This window comes from Actinorhabdospora filicis, assembly GCF_030269765.1.
In the GTDB taxonomy this organism is placed as follows: Bacteria; Actinomycetota; Actinomycetes; order Mycobacteriales; family Micromonosporaceae; genus Actinorhabdospora; species Actinorhabdospora filicis.
Genome location: NZ_BSTX01000001.1, coordinates 2650220 through 2666846, shown reverse-complemented (window position 1 = coordinate 2666846; position 16627 = coordinate 2650220). Strand labels below are relative to the sequence as shown.

Here is a 16627-nt window from a genome sequence, read left to right as displayed (position 1 = left end):
GTAGCCTGCCGTCGAGTGACCTGGGAGGCACCATGACAGCGGCCCTGCGACTGACCGGACTGACGAAGCGATTCGGCGACAAGACCGCCGTGGACGGGCTCGACCTGACCGTCCCCGCCGGGTCCTTCTACGGGCTCGTCGGGCTCAACGGCGCCGGCAAGACCACCACCCTCTCCATGGCCGTCGGGCTCCTGCGTCCCGACGCGGGCACCTCGAACGTCTTCGGCGTCGACGTGTGGAGCGACCCGACCACCGCCAAGGCCCTCCTGGGCGTCCTGCCCGACTCGCTCGGCCTGCCCGAGCGGCTCACCGGCCGCGAGGTCCTCACCTATCTCGGGCTCCTGCGGGGCCTGGACAAGTCCACAGTGGAAGAACGCGCGGCGGAGCTGCTGGCCGTCCTGGAACTCGACGGGGCCGAGAAGACCCTGGTCTCGGAGTACTCCACCGGAATGCGCAAGAAGATCGGCCTGGCCGTCGCGCTGCTGCACGCGCCGAAGCTGCTCGTCCTGGACGAGCCCTTCGAGGCGGTCGACCCGGTCTCGGCGCTCACCGTGCGGCGGATCCTGCGCCGCTTCACCGACGGCGGCGGCTCGGTGGTCATGTCCAGCCACGTGATGGCGCTGGTCGAACAGCTCTGCGACCACGTCGCCGTGGTCGACAAGGGACGGGTGCCGCTGTCGGGGACCGTCGCCGAGGTCAAGGCCGGTCGCGGGCTGGAGGACGTGTTCGTCGACCTCGTCGGCGGCGGTGTGGACGGGGCGGAGGGCCTGGCGTGGCTGGCGTCCTGATCGCGATGCGCGTCGCCGTCCTGCGGCACTCCCTGCGCGGAGCGCGGGCGGCCTGGACGTCCACCGGCGCGCTGGTCGGCCTCGGGCTGGCGGTGGCCACCATCGTCAGTGGACGGACCGACGGCACGCTCCTGGCGAGCCTGTGGGGCACGTGGGCCATCGGCTGGGCCGTCGCGCCGCTGGTCAGCGGCGGTGGCGAGGTGCTCAAGCCGGAGAACTTCGCGATGCTGCCGATGTCGCCGCGCAGGCTGGCGAGCGGGCTGCTGGCCTCGTCCTTCGTCGGCTTCGGGCCCGCGGTGACGCTGGTCGCCTTCGCCTCCCTGCTGCCCTACGCAGTCCACAAGGGACCGGTCGCGCTGGTGGTCGCGGTTCCGGCGCTGCTGCTGGAACTGGTCTTCGTGGTCCTGCTGGCGCGCTTCGTCAACGCCGTCGCCGGGATGCTGCTGCGGACCCGCGTGGGCGCCTTCATCGTCGCCCTCGTCTGGGCGGGCTCGATGGCGCTGATCGCGCAGGGCTGGGCACTGGTCGCCGCGCTGACCCAGCGCTGGGGCGACGAGGGTCCCGCGTACCTGCGCGACGTCGTCGGCTGGCTGCCCTCGGGCTGGCCGATCCGGGCCGTGGACGCCGCCGCGCGCGGCGACTGGGGCGTGGCGCTGGGCGTGCTGGCCGCGCTGGCCGTCCTGCCGGTCCTGATGCTGCTCGGCTGGTCGCGGCTGCTCCAGCGGCGGCTCACCGAGAAGCCCGCGCGCCCGAGCGAGCGCCGGGCGTCCTCGTCCCGGCTGGGCCGGATCGCTTACACCGGAAGGGTCGGGGCGGTCGCGGCCAAGGAGCTGCGCAGCTGGTCCCGCGATCTCCTGCGCACCAACCACCTGTGGTTCGCGGTGATCTACGCGGTGGGCTTCTGTCTCCTGCCGGTACTGGTCGGCTGGTGGGGCATGGCGCCCTACACCGGCCTGGCCATGCTGCTCATGGGATCCGGCCTCGCCGCCAACATCTACGGCCTCGACGGCACCGCGCTCTGGCTCACCCTGCTCACCCCCGGCGCCGCCCGCGCCGACGTCCGCGGCCGCCAGCTTGCCTGGGTGACGGTCATGGCGCCGATGGCGATCGGGCTCAGCGTCGCGTTCACCGTCCTCAGTGGAGACTCCTACGCCTGGCCCATCGTGGTCTCGCTGCTGCCCGCCGTTCTCGGCGGCGCGGCCGGGCTGATCGCCCTGGTGTCGACGCACATGCTCGTGCCGATGACCGACCCGCACAAGCGCGGCTCCAACCCCCTCGGCATCAGCGACAACGACGGCTCGTCGACCGGGCTCGCCTACCTCATGCTCGGCGGCGTCCCCGTCACCGCCCTGCCCGCCGGAGCCGTCGCGGCCGCCGGCGTGCTGACCGACCGCCCCTGGCTCGCCTGGCTCGGCCTCCCGACGGGTCTGGTCACCGGCGCCTTCTTCGCCTGGCTCGGTGGCCGTCTCGCCCACCGCCGCCTCGACGCCCACGGACCCGAGCTGCTGGAGGCGATGCGCACCGGCGTCGCGCCCGCGACCCGCAAGGTCACCGGCAAGGACGGCGTCGAGCGCCTCATGGCCGCCAAGGGCCTGGACGACCTGCCGAAGCGCCTGCGCGTGATCGTCGGCGTGTGCTGGTCGGTGTGCTGGCTGCCGATCTTCCCGCAAGGGCTGGTGGCGCTCGGGTTCGTGCTGTTCGGGCAGGAGCGGCACTCGTGGTTCCTGGCGACGTACGTCGGGGGCTGGGGGGTGCCGCTGGCGTGCGGGATGGTCGTGTTCGGGCTGGCGGTGCTGGGGACGGGGATCTACCTGCCGGGGTGGTACCGGAAGCGCGAGGCGGTGGACGCGGTGTAGCGCGGTTGGTAGCGTCGGGCCGACCTGTTCGGCCCGGCGCGCGGCCCGCCCATGCCGCGCCCGGGCGCCGGTGCCCGGAGGTGACGTGGTCCGTCTGCTGTTCGCACGGTTACGCCGAAAGCCTTCGCGTCCGCTGACCATGTGGCTCGGCGTCCTGGTCACCACGAGCGCCTTCGCCGTCCTCACCGGCGGCGCCGAGACCTCCCGGCTCGACGTGACCGGGACCGTGGACCGGAACTTCCGCGCCGAGTACGACATCCTCGTCCGCCCGGCCGGGTCGCGGGACGGCACCGAGCTCGACCGGGGCCTGGTCCGGCAGGACTTCCTTTCCCAGCGCTACGGCGGTCTCGGCCTCGACGAGGTCGCCCGGATCGCGGCGATCGAGGGCGTGGACGTGGCCGCGCCGATCGGGATGGCCGGGTTCGTCATGGTCCCTGAGGAGACCCGGCTGGACCTGACCGCCTCGCTCGACGCGGCGAAGGAGCGGCAGCTCCTGGCCGTCCGGCACACCTGGCGCGCCGATGGCGGCAGGACCTCGGTCGAGGATCCGGGGACGTCCTATGTGTACGTCACCGGGAACCGGGTTCTCTGGCCGGTAGCGGTATCGGCCGGCGGCACCTTCACCTACGAGTACCCGGACGCCGGTGGCGCGAGGCTCGACCCGGCCGCGTGCGGCTCGATCGGCCGCAGCGCGCCCGCTCCCGCGTTCGAGGAGACCGCGCCGGGCACCTTCACCCCGATCTGCCCGCTCAACTGGAGCACCTCGGACTCCGCGCCGCCCTTCGACGGGCGCGAGCGCAGTTCGTTGCTGGTGGCGCGCTGGTCGCCCGAGGGGTTCACCACCCGCCACGGGCAGGCGCCCGAGCCGGAACTCGCGCTGCCGGTGCGCTGGACGCGCGCCGCCCTGATCGGCGCGATCGACCCGGCGGCCGAGGCGAAGCTGCTCGGGCTGGACGCGGCGGTCACCGGCGGGCGCTACCTCGTCCCCGGCGAGGCGAGCCTGGGCCGCGGTGACGGGCTGAAGGGCGTCGCCGCGCACGAGACGATTCCGCTGCTGAACAGCGCCGACCCGGGCATCGACCAGCGGGTCGAGAGCAGCGTGTCGGCGCCGGTGGACGCGGGTTCGCTCGCGCTGGACGACGACGCGCTCTACGCGATGCTCAAGGGAACGCCCTGGCGGGCGGCGACATCCGTTGCCACTGACGGGAAGTCGGCGCGACTCGGCGATGAGCCCATCGACCTGAGCCGCATCTACCGGCCCGGGCCGGTCGCCACCGACGCCGGGCCGGACGGCGTGCTCACGCCCCGGCCCGGGGGCACCGACGGGCTGGACTGGTACCGGCCGGTCTTCGGCTACGCCGACGACTCCTCGATGCTGTTCACCGACGGCCCTTTCCGTTCCGTCGAGCAGGTCCCGGCCGATCCGGCGCGGGCCGAGGCGATCGGGAAGGTCATCGGCGAGTTCGATCCCGCGAAGGCCGTCGCCGACGGCTCTCCCGCCTCGGCGCGCACTTTCGCGGCCGCGTCGGCGCTGCTTCCCGACGGCTCGTCCCTCTTTCCCTCGGGCGATCCGGCCGGGTACCTTCCGCTCCCGCCGCAGCTGCTCACCACCTTCGATGCGCTCAAGCTCCTCACCCCCGGCAGGGAACGCCAGTGGGACGCGCCCGTCTCGGCGATCCGCGTGCGCGTCTCCGGCGTCACCGGTTTCGACGAGCTCTCCCAGGAGCGCGTCCGGCTGGCCGCCGAACTGATCCAGCGCACGGGCGATGTCGACGTCGACATCGTGATCGGCTCGTCCCCGTCGGCGCAGACGGTGACGCTGCCCGCCGGGCGCAACGGGCGTCCGGAGCTGCGGCTGAGCGAGTACTGGACGAGGAAGGGCGTCGCGGTGTCGCTTGTGGACGCCGTGGACCGCAAGAGTCTCATCCTGTTCTGCCTGGTGCTGGCGGTGTGCGCGCTGTTCCTGGTCAACGCGGTGACCGCGTCGGTGCGGACGCGGCGGCACGAGCTGGCGGTGCTGGCCGCCCTCGGCTGGCCGGACGGGCGGCTGACGCGGCTGGTGCTCTACGAGGTCGGCCTGATCGGCGTGACCGCCGGGATCGCCGCGGCCGTGGTCGCGGTGCCCGTCGGCGCGCTGCTCGGCGCGGACGTGACGTGGGCGCGCGCCGTCCTGGCCGTACCGGCCGCGACGGTGCTGTGCCTGCTCGCGGGTTTCCTCGCCACCCGCCAGGTGCGGCGGCTGGACCCGGTGGAGGCACTGCGCCCGCCGGTGGTGGCGGCCCGGCGCGGGTTCGGTGCCGGGCTGACGCGGATGTCGCTGGCCGGGGTCCTGCGCGTCCCGGGCCGCAGCGTGCTCGGCGCGCTCGGCCTGGCGATCGGCGTCGCGGCGGTGACGGTCCTGACGGCGGTCAGCGCGGGCTTCCAGGGCGTGGCGCAGGGATCGGTGCTCGGCGAGGTGGTCTCGCTCCAGGTCCGCCGGGTGGACCTGGCCGCGGCGGTCATCACCGTGCTGCTGGGCGTCTTCGCGGTCGCCGACCTGGTCTACCTGAGCGCGAAGGAACGCGCGGGCGAGCTGGCCGTGCTGCGCGCCTCGGGCTGGCGCGAGGTCCACATCGGACGCCTGCTCGTCGGCGAGGGCGCGGTCCTGGGAACGGCCGGCGCGCTGACCGGCGCGGGCGCCGGGCTGGCGATCGTGGCGTCCCTGACCGGCGGAGCGGCACCCGGCACGACGGCCCTGGTGGTACTGGGATCAGTGGCCGCGACGACGCTCGCGTGCGCGCTGGCCGCGCGAACGGCCCGCACACGCGACCTGGCGGCGGTTCTGGCGGTGGACGAGTGACGGGCGGGGCGATGATCACGGTGACGGGCCTGCGCAAGACGTATCCGGGCGCGATCGCGGCCTGCGACGGCGTGGACCTGACGGTCGCGCGCGGCGAGGTCGTGGCGCTCACTGGCCCGTCCGGCAGCGGCAAGTCCACATTGCTGCATCTGATCGGCGCGCTCGACACCCCCGACGAGGGCGTGATCGAGGTCGGCGACGTGACCGTGACGTCCTTGCGGCGCAAGGATCTGGCGGGCTACCGGCGCTCGGTCGGGTTCGTGTTCCAGCGCTTCCACCTGCTCCCGGCGCTGACCGCGCTGGAGAACGTCCTGGCGCCGCTGGTCCCGTACGACGTGAAACGGCCCGATCGCGAGCGCGCGCGCTGTCTGCTGGACGCCGTGGGCCTCAAGGACCGCGCGGACGCCCTGCCGTCCAAGCTCTCCGGCGGCCAGCAGCAGCGGGTGGCGGTCGCCCGCGCGCTGGTCGGCGAACCCGGGCTGCTGCTGGCCGACGAGCCGACCGGCAACCTGGACAGCGCCACCGGCGAGGAGATAGCCGAGCTGCTGCTGGGCCTGCGCGAGGAACGCGGGACGACGCTGGTCATCGCCACCCATGACGAGGGTTTCGCGGGGCGCTGCGACCGGGTGGTGCGGGTCCGCGACGGGCGCCTCGGCTAGAGCGTCTTCGCGAGGGTATCCCGCACCATTGGTTCGGTGGGGATCCTCGTCATGGTCGCCGCGGTCGTGGCGATCGAGGACGTCCCCGCCGCGTCATCGAGGTCAACGGCCGCCTCGGCGGCTTCCTGAACGAGCTGTCGATCCGCGCGCAGGGCGTGGACCTCGTCCGCCTCGCCGGACGCGCCGCCTCGGCGAGGAGCTCGCGGTGTCAACCGACGCGCCGGACCGACCACATCTTCGGCGACGCGCCCGGCCACGACGCGATGCCAGCGACCTTGGGGATACCGCTGGGGGAGCTGGCGTACTGGTACGAAGTGGACGGTGTGCTGGTGGAGGTGTGAGGGGACGCAGAGTGGGGTGGGGAGAGGTGACCAGGTTCGGGCGAATCACCGGACACGGACGGATCATCGCCCTGAACCCAGATCAGGTCAGATGCGCGAAGCCGATCGGCTACTCGTTCGGATTGCGCGCTTCGGCGGGCTGTTCCAGGTTCTGCTGGCGCTTCTTCTGCTCGGACTTGAGGCGATGAACCTCGGCGACGAACTCCTCCAGCCGCTCGTCCTCGGTCTTGATGTGCTTGTACCGGCCGACCCCGACCTCGACGGCCTCCCACTCTTGCTCGATCGCGTCGGCGGTCTGCTGGAGATAGAAGCTGCGTTCTTTGTACTTGAAGTACCCCATGAAACCGCTGGAGATACCCACTACGAACGTGACGCCCAGGATCACCCAGCGCATGGCGCCCATCTCGGTGGCGACGCCTGACGCGCCGGTGGCCGCCAGCGATCCGATGATGAGGACGCCTTGGAGGGCATTGTGCGTCCGGCGGTACCGGTTGCTCTCAGCCCGAAGACCGTCGATGTCGGCGTACGCATCCTCCTTGTAGGTGATGCGCCGGATCTTGGTATCGAGGTTCTGATTGGCGATTAGATTGCGGCGGGCGTCGCGCTTCTCCGCCAGCGCGAGTTCCAGGTCTCGCTCGCGTGTTCTGACCTTCCAGTCTTTGACCTTGAAGTAGGTGCCATCTTCTTTCTGCTTCGCCGGTCCACCCGGATTGCGCTTGAGCATGTAGCTGGCGACCACGAGCCAGACGGCCAGGATCACGATCGGCGCGGCAACGATCAGCTTGATGTTTCGTGGGCTGCCTGGCAGCCACCACCACGCGTACAGGAGGACCAGCAGTGGCGCCCAGAGGCCGAAGGCCCAGTTCGCCTGCCTCGATCGGCGACGAGCGACCGTGAGGTCGTGTTCGAGTATGCGAATCTGATGATTCAGGGCGAGTAGCACTTGTTGCTCGTTGCTCGGGGGCGCGGACAAAGGCCATCCCTTCGCTTTCGTATTGATTGCCGACGATGGCAAGTCACCGTCGGGAGCCGGTCATGGTGAGTCGGCAGTGGGGCCCGGGGTTAGCAGGAGAACGGAGTCCGAGACTCTGAAGATCCATCCCGAGACTCCCGAGATGAGCCCACTGCAGAAGTCGACGAGACGAATCACGTCCCGTTCGTCCATGTGTGATAGGTCCAGCGACACCACGCGGCCATTGCGAATGTGATGCGAGATCTCGGCGATCGGTGATCTGTGGTCTCGTGGGGCGATGGTGACCACGGCGCCCAGGCGCACCAAGGGATCCGATCGCAGGCTTGAGGTGTACCTGTTGATCGAGGTCGCCTCATCAAGGGCGGCGTCCAGTTCGTTCGTCCGGTACCTGGGGGCGATCGAGAAGGCACTTCGCGGTGGCCTGTGACGTGTGCGTGGCCACGATGTTCTGCTGTGGATGAACCATATGAGAGCCAGCGGCACGAGCACTGCTCCGAGTACGGCGATCCAGACTTCCACCTGTTCCAGCCAGATCACTGCCTCCACTGATGTGATCGACCTGCATTGGGCCATCCGTGAATCGGTGCCGTGTTCCTGCGGTCGGGGATTGGTGCGGGGCGTCCGATTCGGGGTGTTTTACTGTGAGAGTCGCCGGCCCGATGGCAGATACCTTGATGTCATGTGAGGCCGGTCACATCCACTCCATTGGCCGATCACGACCGTGGTCACCTGGAGGTGACCACACTCTCTGCGGAGACTCGCGCCATGACCGGTCGCAGGGATAGCGTCTACTCAGCCGAAGCCGACGATCGGAGCACCAATGGCCCTGAACTCCCTGATGGTCCCCCTCGGCACGCCCGCCCCGGCGTTCTCCCTGCCGGACCTGGACGGCAAGACGCGCTCCCTCGACGACTACCGCGGCGGCCCCGGCCTGCTCGTCGTGTTCGCCTGCAACCACTGCCCTTACGTCAAGCACGTCGAGGCGGAGCTGGGGCGGGTGTTCGCCGAGTACGCCGACGTTCCGGCGGTGGTGATCTGCTCCAATGACGCCGTCGCGTATCCCGATGACGCGCCGGAGCGGCTGCGGGAGCAGGCCGGGCGGGCCGGATGGGCGCCGCCGTACCTGATCGACGAGTCGCAGGACGTGGCGCGCGCGTACAACGCGGCGTGCACGCCCGACTTCTTCCTCTACGACGCCGAACTGAAGCTGGCCTACCGGGGCGCGCTGGACGATTCCTCGCCGAAGAACGGCAAGCCGCTCGACGGGGTGCACCTGCGGCGGGCGCTGGACGCGGTCCGGGCGGGCGAGGCGGTCCCGGAGCCGCACTATCCGAGCATGGGTTGCGGTATCAAGTGGCGGGAGTAGCGGGGGCCCTCACGCCCCGTCCGGGTTCTTCCCGTCGGCGACCTTCGTGACGCGCTCGACGGCCACCTTCGCCAGTGCGGCCAGGTCGGTGCCCGGCGGGAGGTAGCCCTGCAGCCAGATCACCACCGCGCCCGCGCGCATGATCACGTTGGTCTCGCCGCCGGTCTCGAAGGCCTCGGTGGTGTCGGATCCGGCGTCGACGGTGAGCTTCCGCTCCGGGTCGCCGGAGTCGGCGTGCCGGTCGGCGGCGATGGCCTTGATGACGACGTCGGCGTTGCCGGGGGTGTCGAAGGCCATGAGGGTGTAGACCACTGTGGACTGGGGGTCGTCGGCGCGCTGGAAGTGGGCCGCGCCGAGGGCGGAGAGCCCGGTGCAGGACGTGTCGAGGTTCTTCCGGCAGGTCCCGGCGGCTTCCTCGCCTTCGGCGGTGCGGGGTTTGCCCGACTGCGAGTCGCGCTCCCAGCCCGCGGGCAGTGACGTCACGGTGGGCAGGGCCTGGCCGATGGCGGACGCGCCCGTCAGGGCGACGTCCTCAGTGGACGGAGTGGACGAGCCGCAGCCGGTGAGGGCGAGGGCGAAGGAGAGGGCCAGGAGGGCGGTCGCACGGCGGCGCATCACTTGTACTTCCCGTAGGTGAGCCGGCTGACGTGGTTGTAGGTAGTGCCGTCGCCGTCCTTGTCGTAGTCGGCGTCGCCGAGGGCGAAGCCGTCGAGGACGGTGCCGTCGGTGAGCTGGACGGTGAAGTCGAACTCGAACCCGTCATCGCCCTCGTCGGGATCATCGGGGTCCTCGCGGACGCGGGTCACCCGCAGGGAACCGGGGACGACGGTCCCGTCGCGGGTGAGGCACTTGAGGAACTTCGCCTCGTCGTCGGGGGCATTCGACGGGAAGCCGACCTCGTAGCCGACCGCGCCGTCCTTGTCACGGCGCTCATAGCCGGGATCGCCGGGACCCATTGGCGTGTAGGTGAAGGAGTACCAGACCTCGGGGTTGCCGGGGACCTGCTTCCGCCACTCGCCGGTCTCGGGGTGGGCGGCGTTGTTCAGCAGGGCGAGCACGGTCCGGTACCAGATCCGCTCGGCGTAGGGCACGGCCGGAGACTCCGTCACCGTCCCCTCTGGACCGTCGGCGCTGCCGCATCCGGTGAGCAGCAACGGGACGGTGAGCACGGCCGCGGCGATCGCGGACTTGCGCATGGTGCCTCCTGGTTCGGCGGGTCTTCGCCGGGGAGGCTAGGCGGGGCGTCCCAAGGTCCGTCCTCGATCGGTCCTCAGCCGGCCAGCGCGGCCAGCAGGTCCCGGATGCCGGTGCCGGACGGGAAGTCGCTCACCTGCCCGTCGCCGACCTCGATGACGCGCCATTCGCCGTCGGCGCGGCGGGCGAGGTCGGTGGTGACGAAGCGCGCGGGGAGGGCGGCGACGGCGGACGCCACGGCGTCCAGCGGCGGCCGGGCGTGCGAGCCGGGCGTGTCGGGGTGTGCGGTGACGGCGATGGGACGCCCGTCCAGCCACCAGACGCGTGTCTCGGGCCCGGTGAGGTCCTCGAAGTCGCGGACGACGAGGCCGCCCGCGAGGTCCTCGCCCTGGCGGGCCAGGAACGTGGCGGCCACGGCGGGCAGTTCGGCGCGGCGGGCGGCGAAGAAGGCCTCGGGTTCGTGTTTGCGGGACTTCACGTGGTCCTTGACGATGTAGCGGCCCTCGGGCACGTCGAGGTTGAAGCGCGTGGTGGGTGTGAGCTCGGCGAAGGTGGCGTACCAGCCGGGCAGTTCGTGGGCGGTGGCGTAGGCGTCCGGCGTGGTGTTCAGGACGCAGCCGCGCGCGGCGAGCGCTTCGGCGAGCGCGCGGTACTGGGCGACGGTGACCATCCAGCCGCGGTACCAGGCCGTGCCCTCGGGGACGCGGCGGACGGCGGCCTCGGCGTCACCGGCGCACAGGGCGTCGTGGTCGATGAGGGCGTAGGGGACGCCCAGGTCGCGCAGGGCGGCGGCGGTGGGCGCGAAGTGGGGGTCGACGCGGGGACCGAGGGGGTCGCGGCAGAGCAGGAACATGGCGGGAGGTTAGCGGTGCAGGCCGGGTGGGCGCGCCGGAATTCGGACGGCGCGGGCCGGGGCGTAGCGTCGGGCGCCATGACGGGAGTCCTGGAACACGTCCACCACTTCTTCATCGAGTTCGACTTCGCGCCCTTCCAGCGGGTCGACGTCCACCGGTTCGCCTTCGAGGGCGAGCCCGGTGGGGAGGGCCTGCTGGCGGCGCTCATCGCGCACGAGGTCTACGGCGACGACTTCGGCAGCGGCATGGGCGACGACCCGGGCCTGCACGGGCCCTATGTGCGGGAGCGGATCCGGCCGGATTCCTACCGGGCGGTGGACGCCGAGGTCGCCGAGGCGAACCTGCGGGGCTGGGCGAACCAGTACAAGGAGCTCCCGAAGTACCTGGAGGGCCGGATGCGCGGCGGGATCTACCAGGCCCTGCGGGATGCCGACGAGGTGTACCTGCTGCCGAAGCTGGGGGTGGACGCCGAGCATGAGTGGGGCGACGACGGTGGTTTCTGCGAGGTGGTCTTCGTCGGGCGCGAGGCGCGGACGGTGACGATGGTGGCGGCGCTGGCGGGGTGAGCGCATGGAAAAGGGCCTCCCACGGGGGAGGCCCTTTTCCTACGAGCTAGCCGAAGAGGCGCGGCAGCGTCCCCTCGGACGCCTCCCGCAGCTCGCCGGTCGGGATCTGGAAGTGGTCCACGATCTCCAGTCCGCCGACTGTGGAGTCCACGATGCCGAGCGGGGTCCACGGCACGCCGTGCTCGTCGCACAGGGCGCCGAAGGCGACCTCGTGCCCGCGCGGCAGGCAGACCACCGCGCGCGCGGTCGACTCGGCGAACAGCCACACGAACGGGTCGGCGTGGTCGGGCAGCTTCACGCGGGCGCCGACGCCGTGCTTGAGCACGGATTCGACGAGCGCCTGGGCGAGTCCGCCGTCGGACAGGTCGTGCGCGGCCGAGACGTGCTCGACCTCGGCGGCGCGCTTCATGACGGCCGCCAGGGCCATCTCGCCGGCCAGGTCGACCGCCGGCGGGATGCCGCCGAGGTGACCGTGCTGGGACCAGGCCCACTCCGAACCGGAGAGTTCGGCGAAGGTCTCACCGAGCAGGATGATCACGTCGCCGTCGTTGGCGAAGCCCATCGGCACGCGGCGGCGGACGTCGTCCAGCACGCCGAGGACCGCCACGACCGGCGTGGGGTGGATCGCGGTCATGCCCGTCTGGTTGTAGAACGAGACGTTGCCGCCGGTGATCGGGACGCCCAGCTGCGCGCACGCGTCGGCGAGGCCCTCGACGGCCTGCGCGAACTGCCACATGACGTGCGGGTCCTCCGGCGAACCGAAGTTCAGGCAGTCGGAGGCCGCGATCGGCGTGGCGCCGGTGACGGCGACGTTGCGGTAGGCCTCGGCGATCGCCAGCTGCGCCCCGGTGTAGGGGTCGAGGCGGGCGAAGCGGCCGTTGCCGTCGGTGGACAGCGCGATGCCGAGGGGCCCGATGTTCGGGTCCACGGCGCCGGTGCCGTCCAGGCGCAGGACACCGGCGTCGTCGGGCATGGACAGCGCGGTGTTGCCGCCGACCATGTCGTCGTACTGCTCGGTGATCCAGGTCTTGTCGGCGAGGTTGGGCGTGGCGGCCATCTTCAGGACCGTCTCGCGCAGCTCGGCGTCGGTGGACGGGCGCGGCAGCGTCTCGGCGCGGTCGGCGGCGATCAGGGCCCGGTCATTGGGTTCCTTGATCGGCCGGTGGTAGACCGGGCCGTCGTCGGCGAGGGAACCGGGCGGGCAGTCCACCACGGTCTGGCCGTGCCAGTTGATGATCAGGCGCCCGCCGCCTCCCTCAGGAGACGCGGCGGTGACCGTGCCGATGGCGGTGGCGAGGACGCCCCACTTCTCGGCGACGGCCAGGACGTCCTCGACCTTCGACGGGTTGACGATGAGGAGCATGCGCTCCTGCGACTCCGAGGCGAGGACCTCGTGCGGCTCCATTGTCGCGTCCCGCAGCGGCACGCGCTCCAGGTCGACGTACATGCCGAGCTCGGCCGCGGCGGCCGTCTCCGACAGCGCGCACGTCAGTCCGGCGCCGCCGAGGTCCTGGATGCCGACGACGAGACCGGCGTCGTACATCTCCAGGCAGGACTCGATGAGCAGCTTCTCCACGAACGGGTCGCCGACCTGCACCGACGGGCGGTTGTCGGTGGCGTCGTCCTCGAAGGTCGCCGAGGCCAGCACCGACACGCCGCCGATGCCGTCCTTGCCGGTCTTCTGGCCGAGCAGGACGACGACGTTGCCGACGCCCGAGGCGGCCTTGTTCTGGAGGCGCGAGGCGGGCAGGACGCCCACGCTCAGCGCGTTCACCAGCGGGTTGCCCTGGTAGGAGGCGTCGAAGACGACCTCGCCGCCGATGTTGGGCAGGCCCAGGCAGTTGCCGTAGAAGGAGATCCCGGAGACCACGCCCGGCAGGACGCGCTTGGTGTCGGGGTGCTCGGCGTCGCCGAAGCGCAGGGTGTCCATCACCGCGATCGGGCGGGCGCCCATCGCGAGGATGTCGCGGACGATGCCGCCCACGCCGGTCGCCGCGCCCTGGTGGGGCTCGATGTAGCTCGGGTGGTTGTGGCTTTCGACCTTGAAGGTCACCGCGAGCTCGTCGGTGATGGCGACGACGCCGGCGTTCTCGCCGATCCCGGCCAGCATCCGCGTGTTCGTCGGGTTCTTCTCACCGAATTTACGCAGGTGCACCTTGCTCGACTTGTACGAGCAGTGCTCCGACCACATGATCGAGTACATCGCCAGCTCGGAGCCGGTCGGGCGGCGCCCGAGGATCTCGCGGATCTTGGCGTACTCGTCGTCGCGCAGTCCCAGCTCGGCGTAGGGCTGGACCTCGTCGGGCGTCTTCGCGGCGATCTCGACGGTGTCCAGGTTCAGCTCCTGGTCAACCTGCTCGACGTCGGCCGCTTCGTGCTTGCCGGTCATGGTGTTGGTCAACTCCCCGCGGCTGCGGTCTGTCCGAGATGGGCGATCACGGAGGTGAACATGCCGAGGCCGTCCAGGGACGCCCCGGTGAGCGCCTCGACGGCGTGCTCGGGGTGCGGCATGAGGCCGACGACGTTCCCGGCGGCGTTGGTCACGCCCGCGATGTCGCGCAGGGCGCCGGACGGGTTGCCGTCCAGGTAGCGGAACACGACGCGGCCTTCGCCTTCGAGCTCGTCGAGCGTGTGCTCGTCGGCCACGTACCGTCCCTCACCGTTCTTGACGGGGATGACGATCTCCTGGCCTGGGTCGAAGTGCGAGGTGAACGCCGTCGCGCTGTTCTCCACGCGCAGGCGCTGCGAGCGGCGGCGGAAGCGCATGTGCGCGTTCCGGGTCAGCACGCCCGGCAGCAGGTGCGATTCGCACAGGATCTGGAAGCCGTTGCAGATGCCCAGGACGGGCAGCCCGCCCTTGGCGGCGTCGATCAGCGTCTCCATGACCGGCGCGAACCGGGCGATGGCGCCACCGCGCAGGTAGTCGCCGTAGGAGAAGCCACCCGGCAGGATCACCGCGTCGACGCCCCGCAGGGCCGTCTCCCCGTGCCACAGGGGCACCGGCGTCGCCCCGGCGAGCCGGACCGCGCGCTGCGCGTCCCGGTCGTCGAGGGAGCCGGGGAAGGTCACGACTCCGATGCGGGCCGTCACGATCCTTCGTCCACTCGCAGTGTGAAGGTCTCGATGACCGGGTTGGCCAGTAGAGCGTCGGCGACGGCGCGGGCCTGCTCCAGGTCCGCCTCGCCCTCGAAGTCGAGTTCGATGCGCTTGCCGATGCGCACTGAGGTGATGCCGTTGACGCCGAGGCGCGGCAGCGCGTTGGCCACCGCCTCACCCTGCGGGTCGAGGATCTCCGGCTTGAGCATGACGTCGACGAGGACGCGCGCCACGGAAGTGCTCCTGTCGGTAAAGGTTTGATGGGCCCCGCCCAAGAGAATATGCGGCCCGAGTTGATCGTCCACGTGCAGACCCCCGTCCGTGGAACCGCGTTCGGTGAATGTCACCTGAGACATAGTGTGAGGTCCGGGGCTTGACGAGGGGGGATCGCGGGCATGACGCTGACACGTTCGGGGCCGGTCACCGTCGGGATCGACGGATCGGGCGACGCGCTCGAAGCGGTCGAATTCGCCGCTCGCGCGGCGGTTTCACACGATCGGCGACTACGGATCGTGCACGCCTACATATGGCCCCTCATGCGGACGCCCGTCGGCGTGTCGGGCATGCGCGACCAGGCCGAGCAGTGGCTGCGGGACGCCGCCGCGCACGCCACCGCCTCCGCACCCGGTGTGACGAGCGACACCGAAATCGTCACCGGATCGGCGGGCGCCGTCCTGGTCGCCGAGTCCCGGGCGTGTGCGCTTCTGGTCCTCGGCTCCCGCGGACTCGGCGGCTTCGGCGGCCTCCTGCTCGGCTCGGTGGGCACCCAGCTGGCGAGCCACGCCGAGGCGCCGGTGGTGATCGTGCGCTCCGGCGGGACGCCCGGCGGCCCGGTCGTCGTCGGCGTGGACGGCTCGGAACCGGCCGAGGAGGCCGTCGGGCTCGCGTTCGACATGGCCGCCGCCTCGGGCGTGGGCGTGCTGGCGGTGCACGCCGATGACGGGGACGTCTCCAACTACGACCGGCACCTGCTCGCCGAGTCCCTCGGCGGCTACGCGGGCCGCTACCCGGACGTACCAGTCGAGGCGCGGCACGCTTCGGGACGGGCCGCGCAGGCGCTGGTGGAGTGCTCGGCGGGGGCGTCCCTGCTGGTCGTCGGCTCGCGCGGGCGCGGCGGGTTCAAGGGGCTGCTGCTGGGATCGGTGTCGCAGGCGGCGGTCACGCACGCGTCCTGCCCGGTGATGGTGGTGCGCGCCTAGCCGGGGAACCAGGTGGACCCGCCCAGGCGCACGATCCGGCCCACCGGCAGCGCCTCCTCCGGCGTCCACGCGGCCACGCCGGGCCAGGCCACCACGAACGGCCCGAGCGCCGGCAGCGGAGGGACGGCCGCCACCACGTCCATGGAGGTCACCGGCTCCCCCGGCCGGTGCGTCTCCAGGAGCAGCGTCAGGAACGAGTCCAGCTCGTCGCGCTCCAGGGCACCCGAGTCGTACAGGCTCACCGTCTCCTCGGCGGCCCGGCGCGCGGCGGCCAGGTCGCCGAACACCCGCCGGTCGGGGCTCCACTCGCCATTGGACGCCCGCCGCTCGTCCAGCAGCAGCGCGAAAACCCCCGCACGCGCGCGGGCCTCACCCCGCGGGGCCTCCGCCCCGAACTCCCGCAGGCAGGTGGCGGCCAGACCGTCGGACGGGTCGCGGCGCAGCGCCTCGCGCAGCGCCGCCACCGCCCCGTCCCCGTCGCCCAGCCAGGTCAGCGCGTTCCCCAGCTGGAGCGGCACCAGCGGATCGGCCGGATCGGCGCCGAAGGCGGCCCGCGCGGCGCGCACGGCCTCCTCGGCGAACGGGCGGGTGACCCCGTCCTCGTCGCAGTCGTCGAGCCCGCCGAGGGGCAGGGCCTCGTCATCGTGGTCCCAGCCTCCGTCGACCTCCTGGGACGACTCGATCGCCTCGCGCAGCGCGAGGGCCGCCACGGTGGAGCGGCCCACGGCGAGGGTCGCGGCGTGCCCGGCGTCCTCCCCGACGGCGTCGTAGTGGGCGCGGGCCTCGTCCAGCATGGGGACGACCTCCCCGGGCACGAGGCCCTCGGCGAGGAGGACGGCGCAGTCGCCGAGGAGACGCCCGGCGAGGGCGAGCCGGGTGGGAGTGTCCGTCATGTC

The 16627-nt window shown here is 71.7% G+C and carries 16 protein-coding genes and 1 pseudogene; 8 read left to right on the top strand and 9 right to left on the bottom strand.

What is annotated here, in order from left to right:
- Positions 1-32 precede the first annotated feature (32 nt).
- The 5 genes from QSK10_RS12580 to QSK10_RS12560 all read left to right on the top strand — a co-directional run bounded on the left by QSK10_RS12580 (position 33) and on the right by QSK10_RS12560 (position 6483).
- Positions 33-788, top strand: coding sequence for an ABC transporter ATP-binding protein (locus QSK10_RS12580; protein WP_285662842.1), 756 nt, complete (start codon positions 33-35; stop codon positions 786-788).
- On the top strand, positions 773-2644 hold the full coding sequence (locus tag QSK10_RS12575) for a hypothetical protein (protein ID WP_285662841.1): 1872 nt from the start codon (positions 773-775) through the stop codon (positions 2642-2644). The genes QSK10_RS12580 and QSK10_RS12575 overlap by 16 nt, the downstream gene beginning before the upstream one ends.
- A gap of 139 nt (positions 2645-2783) precedes the next feature.
- The gene (locus tag QSK10_RS12570; protein WP_285662840.1) at positions 2784-5483 is read left to right on the top strand and encodes an ABC transporter permease; all 2700 of its coding nucleotides are present in this window, start codon (positions 2784-2786) and stop codon (positions 5481-5483) included.
- 11 nt (positions 5484-5494) lie between these two features.
- On the top strand, positions 5495-6142 hold the full coding sequence (locus QSK10_RS12565) for an ABC transporter ATP-binding protein (protein WP_285662839.1): 648 nt from the start codon (positions 5495-5497) through the stop codon (positions 6140-6142).
- Between the two features lie 155 nt (positions 6143-6297).
- Positions 6298-6483 carry a hypothetical protein gene (locus QSK10_RS12560; RefSeq protein WP_285662838.1) on the top strand — a complete coding sequence of 62 codons (186 nt, stop codon included), beginning with the start codon at positions 6298-6300 and terminating at the stop codon, positions 6481-6483.
- Between the two features lie 109 nt (positions 6484-6592).
- Here QSK10_RS12560 and QSK10_RS12555 read toward each other — a convergent pair whose 3' ends face one another.
- Together QSK10_RS12555 and sepF are read right to left on the bottom strand one after the other, a co-directional pair.
- The gene (locus QSK10_RS12555; RefSeq protein WP_285662837.1) at positions 6593-7426 is read right to left on the bottom strand and encodes an SLATT domain-containing protein; all 834 of its coding nucleotides are present in this window, start codon (positions 7424-7426) and stop codon (positions 6593-6595) included.
- A 90-nt stretch (positions 7427-7516) separates the two neighbouring features.
- Positions 7517-8029: a cell division protein SepF gene (gene sepF / locus QSK10_RS34265; protein WP_432705309.1), complete on the bottom strand. Its 513-nt coding sequence runs from the start codon at positions 8027-8029 to the stop codon at positions 7517-7519.
- Between the two features lie 247 nt (positions 8030-8276).
- Between sepF and QSK10_RS12550 the strand changes: the two genes are divergently transcribed.
- A complete protein-coding gene (locus QSK10_RS12550; RefSeq protein ID WP_285662836.1) occupies positions 8277-8822 on the top strand; it encodes a thioredoxin family protein in 546 nt (181 codons plus the stop codon).
- Between the two features lie 9 nt (positions 8823-8831).
- Here the strand turns inward: QSK10_RS12550 and QSK10_RS12545 are convergent, their stop codons facing one another.
- The 3 genes from QSK10_RS12545 to QSK10_RS12535 all read right to left on the bottom strand — a co-directional run bounded on the left by QSK10_RS12545 (position 8832) and on the right by QSK10_RS12535 (position 10869).
- Positions 8832-9437 (bottom strand): hypothetical protein, encoded by a 606-nt coding sequence (locus QSK10_RS12545; RefSeq protein WP_285662835.1) that lies wholly within the window; start codon positions 9435-9437, stop codon positions 8832-8834.
- On the bottom strand, positions 9437-10018 hold the full coding sequence (locus QSK10_RS12540; RefSeq protein ID WP_285662834.1) for a hypothetical protein: 582 nt from the start codon (positions 10016-10018) through the stop codon (positions 9437-9439). The genes QSK10_RS12545 and QSK10_RS12540 overlap by 1 nt, the downstream gene beginning before the upstream one ends.
- Before the next feature lie 74 nt (positions 10019-10092).
- Positions 10093-10869 (bottom strand): ATP-grasp domain-containing protein, encoded by a 777-nt coding sequence (locus tag QSK10_RS12535; RefSeq protein ID WP_285662833.1) that lies wholly within the window; start codon positions 10867-10869, stop codon positions 10093-10095.
- 78 nt (positions 10870-10947) lie between these two features.
- Here QSK10_RS12535 and QSK10_RS12530 point away from each other — a divergent pair, with 78 nt between their 5' ends.
- Positions 10948-11436, top strand: a complete 489-nt coding sequence (locus tag QSK10_RS12530) for a hypothetical protein (protein WP_285662832.1) — start codon at positions 10948-10950, stop codon at positions 11434-11436.
- Between the two features lie 49 nt (positions 11437-11485).
- Here QSK10_RS12530 and purL read toward each other — a convergent pair.
- The 3 genes and pseudogenes from purL to purS all read right to left on the bottom strand — a co-directional run.
- Positions 11486-13825: pseudogene (purL, locus tag QSK10_RS12525) on the bottom strand (phosphoribosylformylglycinamidine synthase subunit PurL); the annotation flags it as partial.
- 8 nt (positions 13826-13833) lie between these two features.
- Complete coding sequence (purQ, locus tag QSK10_RS12520) at positions 13834-14526, bottom strand: phosphoribosylformylglycinamidine synthase subunit PurQ (RefSeq protein WP_285662831.1); 693 nt, start codon at positions 14524-14526, stop codon at positions 13834-13836.
- On the bottom strand, positions 14523-14765 hold the full coding sequence (purS, locus tag QSK10_RS12515; RefSeq protein WP_285662830.1) for a phosphoribosylformylglycinamidine synthase subunit PurS: 243 nt from the start codon (positions 14763-14765) through the stop codon (positions 14523-14525). The genes purQ and purS overlap by 4 nt, the downstream gene beginning before the upstream one ends.
- A gap of 162 nt (positions 14766-14927) precedes the next feature.
- Between purS and QSK10_RS12510 the strand changes: the two genes are divergently transcribed.
- The gene (locus tag QSK10_RS12510) at positions 14928-15731 is read left to right on the top strand and encodes a universal stress protein (protein WP_285662829.1); all 804 of its coding nucleotides are present in this window, start codon (positions 14928-14930) and stop codon (positions 15729-15731) included.
- Here QSK10_RS12510 and QSK10_RS12505 read toward each other — a convergent pair.
- Positions 15728-16624, bottom strand: a complete 897-nt coding sequence (locus QSK10_RS12505) for a hypothetical protein (RefSeq protein WP_285662828.1) — start codon at positions 16622-16624, stop codon at positions 15728-15730. The genes QSK10_RS12510 and QSK10_RS12505 overlap by 4 nt on opposite strands.
- Positions 16625-16627: the final 3 nt, after the last annotated feature.

Bases quoted from the DNA above. Each gene is read 5' to 3' on its own strand.
- QSK10_RS12570 (WP_285662840.1), top strand. From the start codon at position 2,784: ATGTGGCTCGGCGTCCTGGTCACCACGAGCGCCTTCGCCGTCCTCACC.
- QSK10_RS12510 (WP_285662829.1), top strand. From the start codon at position 14,928: ATGACGCTGACACGTTCGGGGCCGGTCACCGTCGGGATCGACGGATCG.
- QSK10_RS12550 (WP_285662836.1), top strand. From the start codon at position 8,277: ATGGCCCTGAACTCCCTGATGGTCCCCCTCGGCACGCCCGCCCCGGCG.
- QSK10_RS12580 (WP_285662842.1), top strand. From the start codon at position 33: ATGACAGCGGCCCTGCGACTGACCGGACTGACGAAGCGATTCGGCGAC.
- QSK10_RS12535 (WP_285662833.1), bottom strand. From the start codon at position 10,869: ATGTTCCTGCTCTGCCGCGACCCCCTCGGTCCCCGCGTCGACCCCCAC.
- QSK10_RS12540 (WP_285662834.1), bottom strand. From the start codon at position 10,018: ATGCGCAAGTCCGCGATCGCCGCGGCCGTGCTCACCGTCCCGTTGCTG.
- QSK10_RS12530 (WP_285662832.1), top strand. From the start codon at position 10,948: ATGACGGGAGTCCTGGAACACGTCCACCACTTCTTCATCGAGTTCGAC.
- sepF (WP_432705309.1), bottom strand. From the start codon at position 8,029: ATGGCCCAATGCAGGTCGATCACATCAGTGGAGGCAGTGATCTGGCTG.
- QSK10_RS12505 (WP_285662828.1), bottom strand. From the start codon at position 16,624: ATGACGGACACTCCCACCCGGCTCGCCCTCGCCGGGCGTCTCCTCGGC.
- QSK10_RS12545 (WP_285662835.1), bottom strand. From the start codon at position 9,437: ATGCGCCGCCGTGCGACCGCCCTCCTGGCCCTCTCCTTCGCCCTCGCC.
- QSK10_RS12565 (WP_285662839.1), top strand. From the start codon at position 5,495: ATGATCACGGTGACGGGCCTGCGCAAGACGTATCCGGGCGCGATCGCG.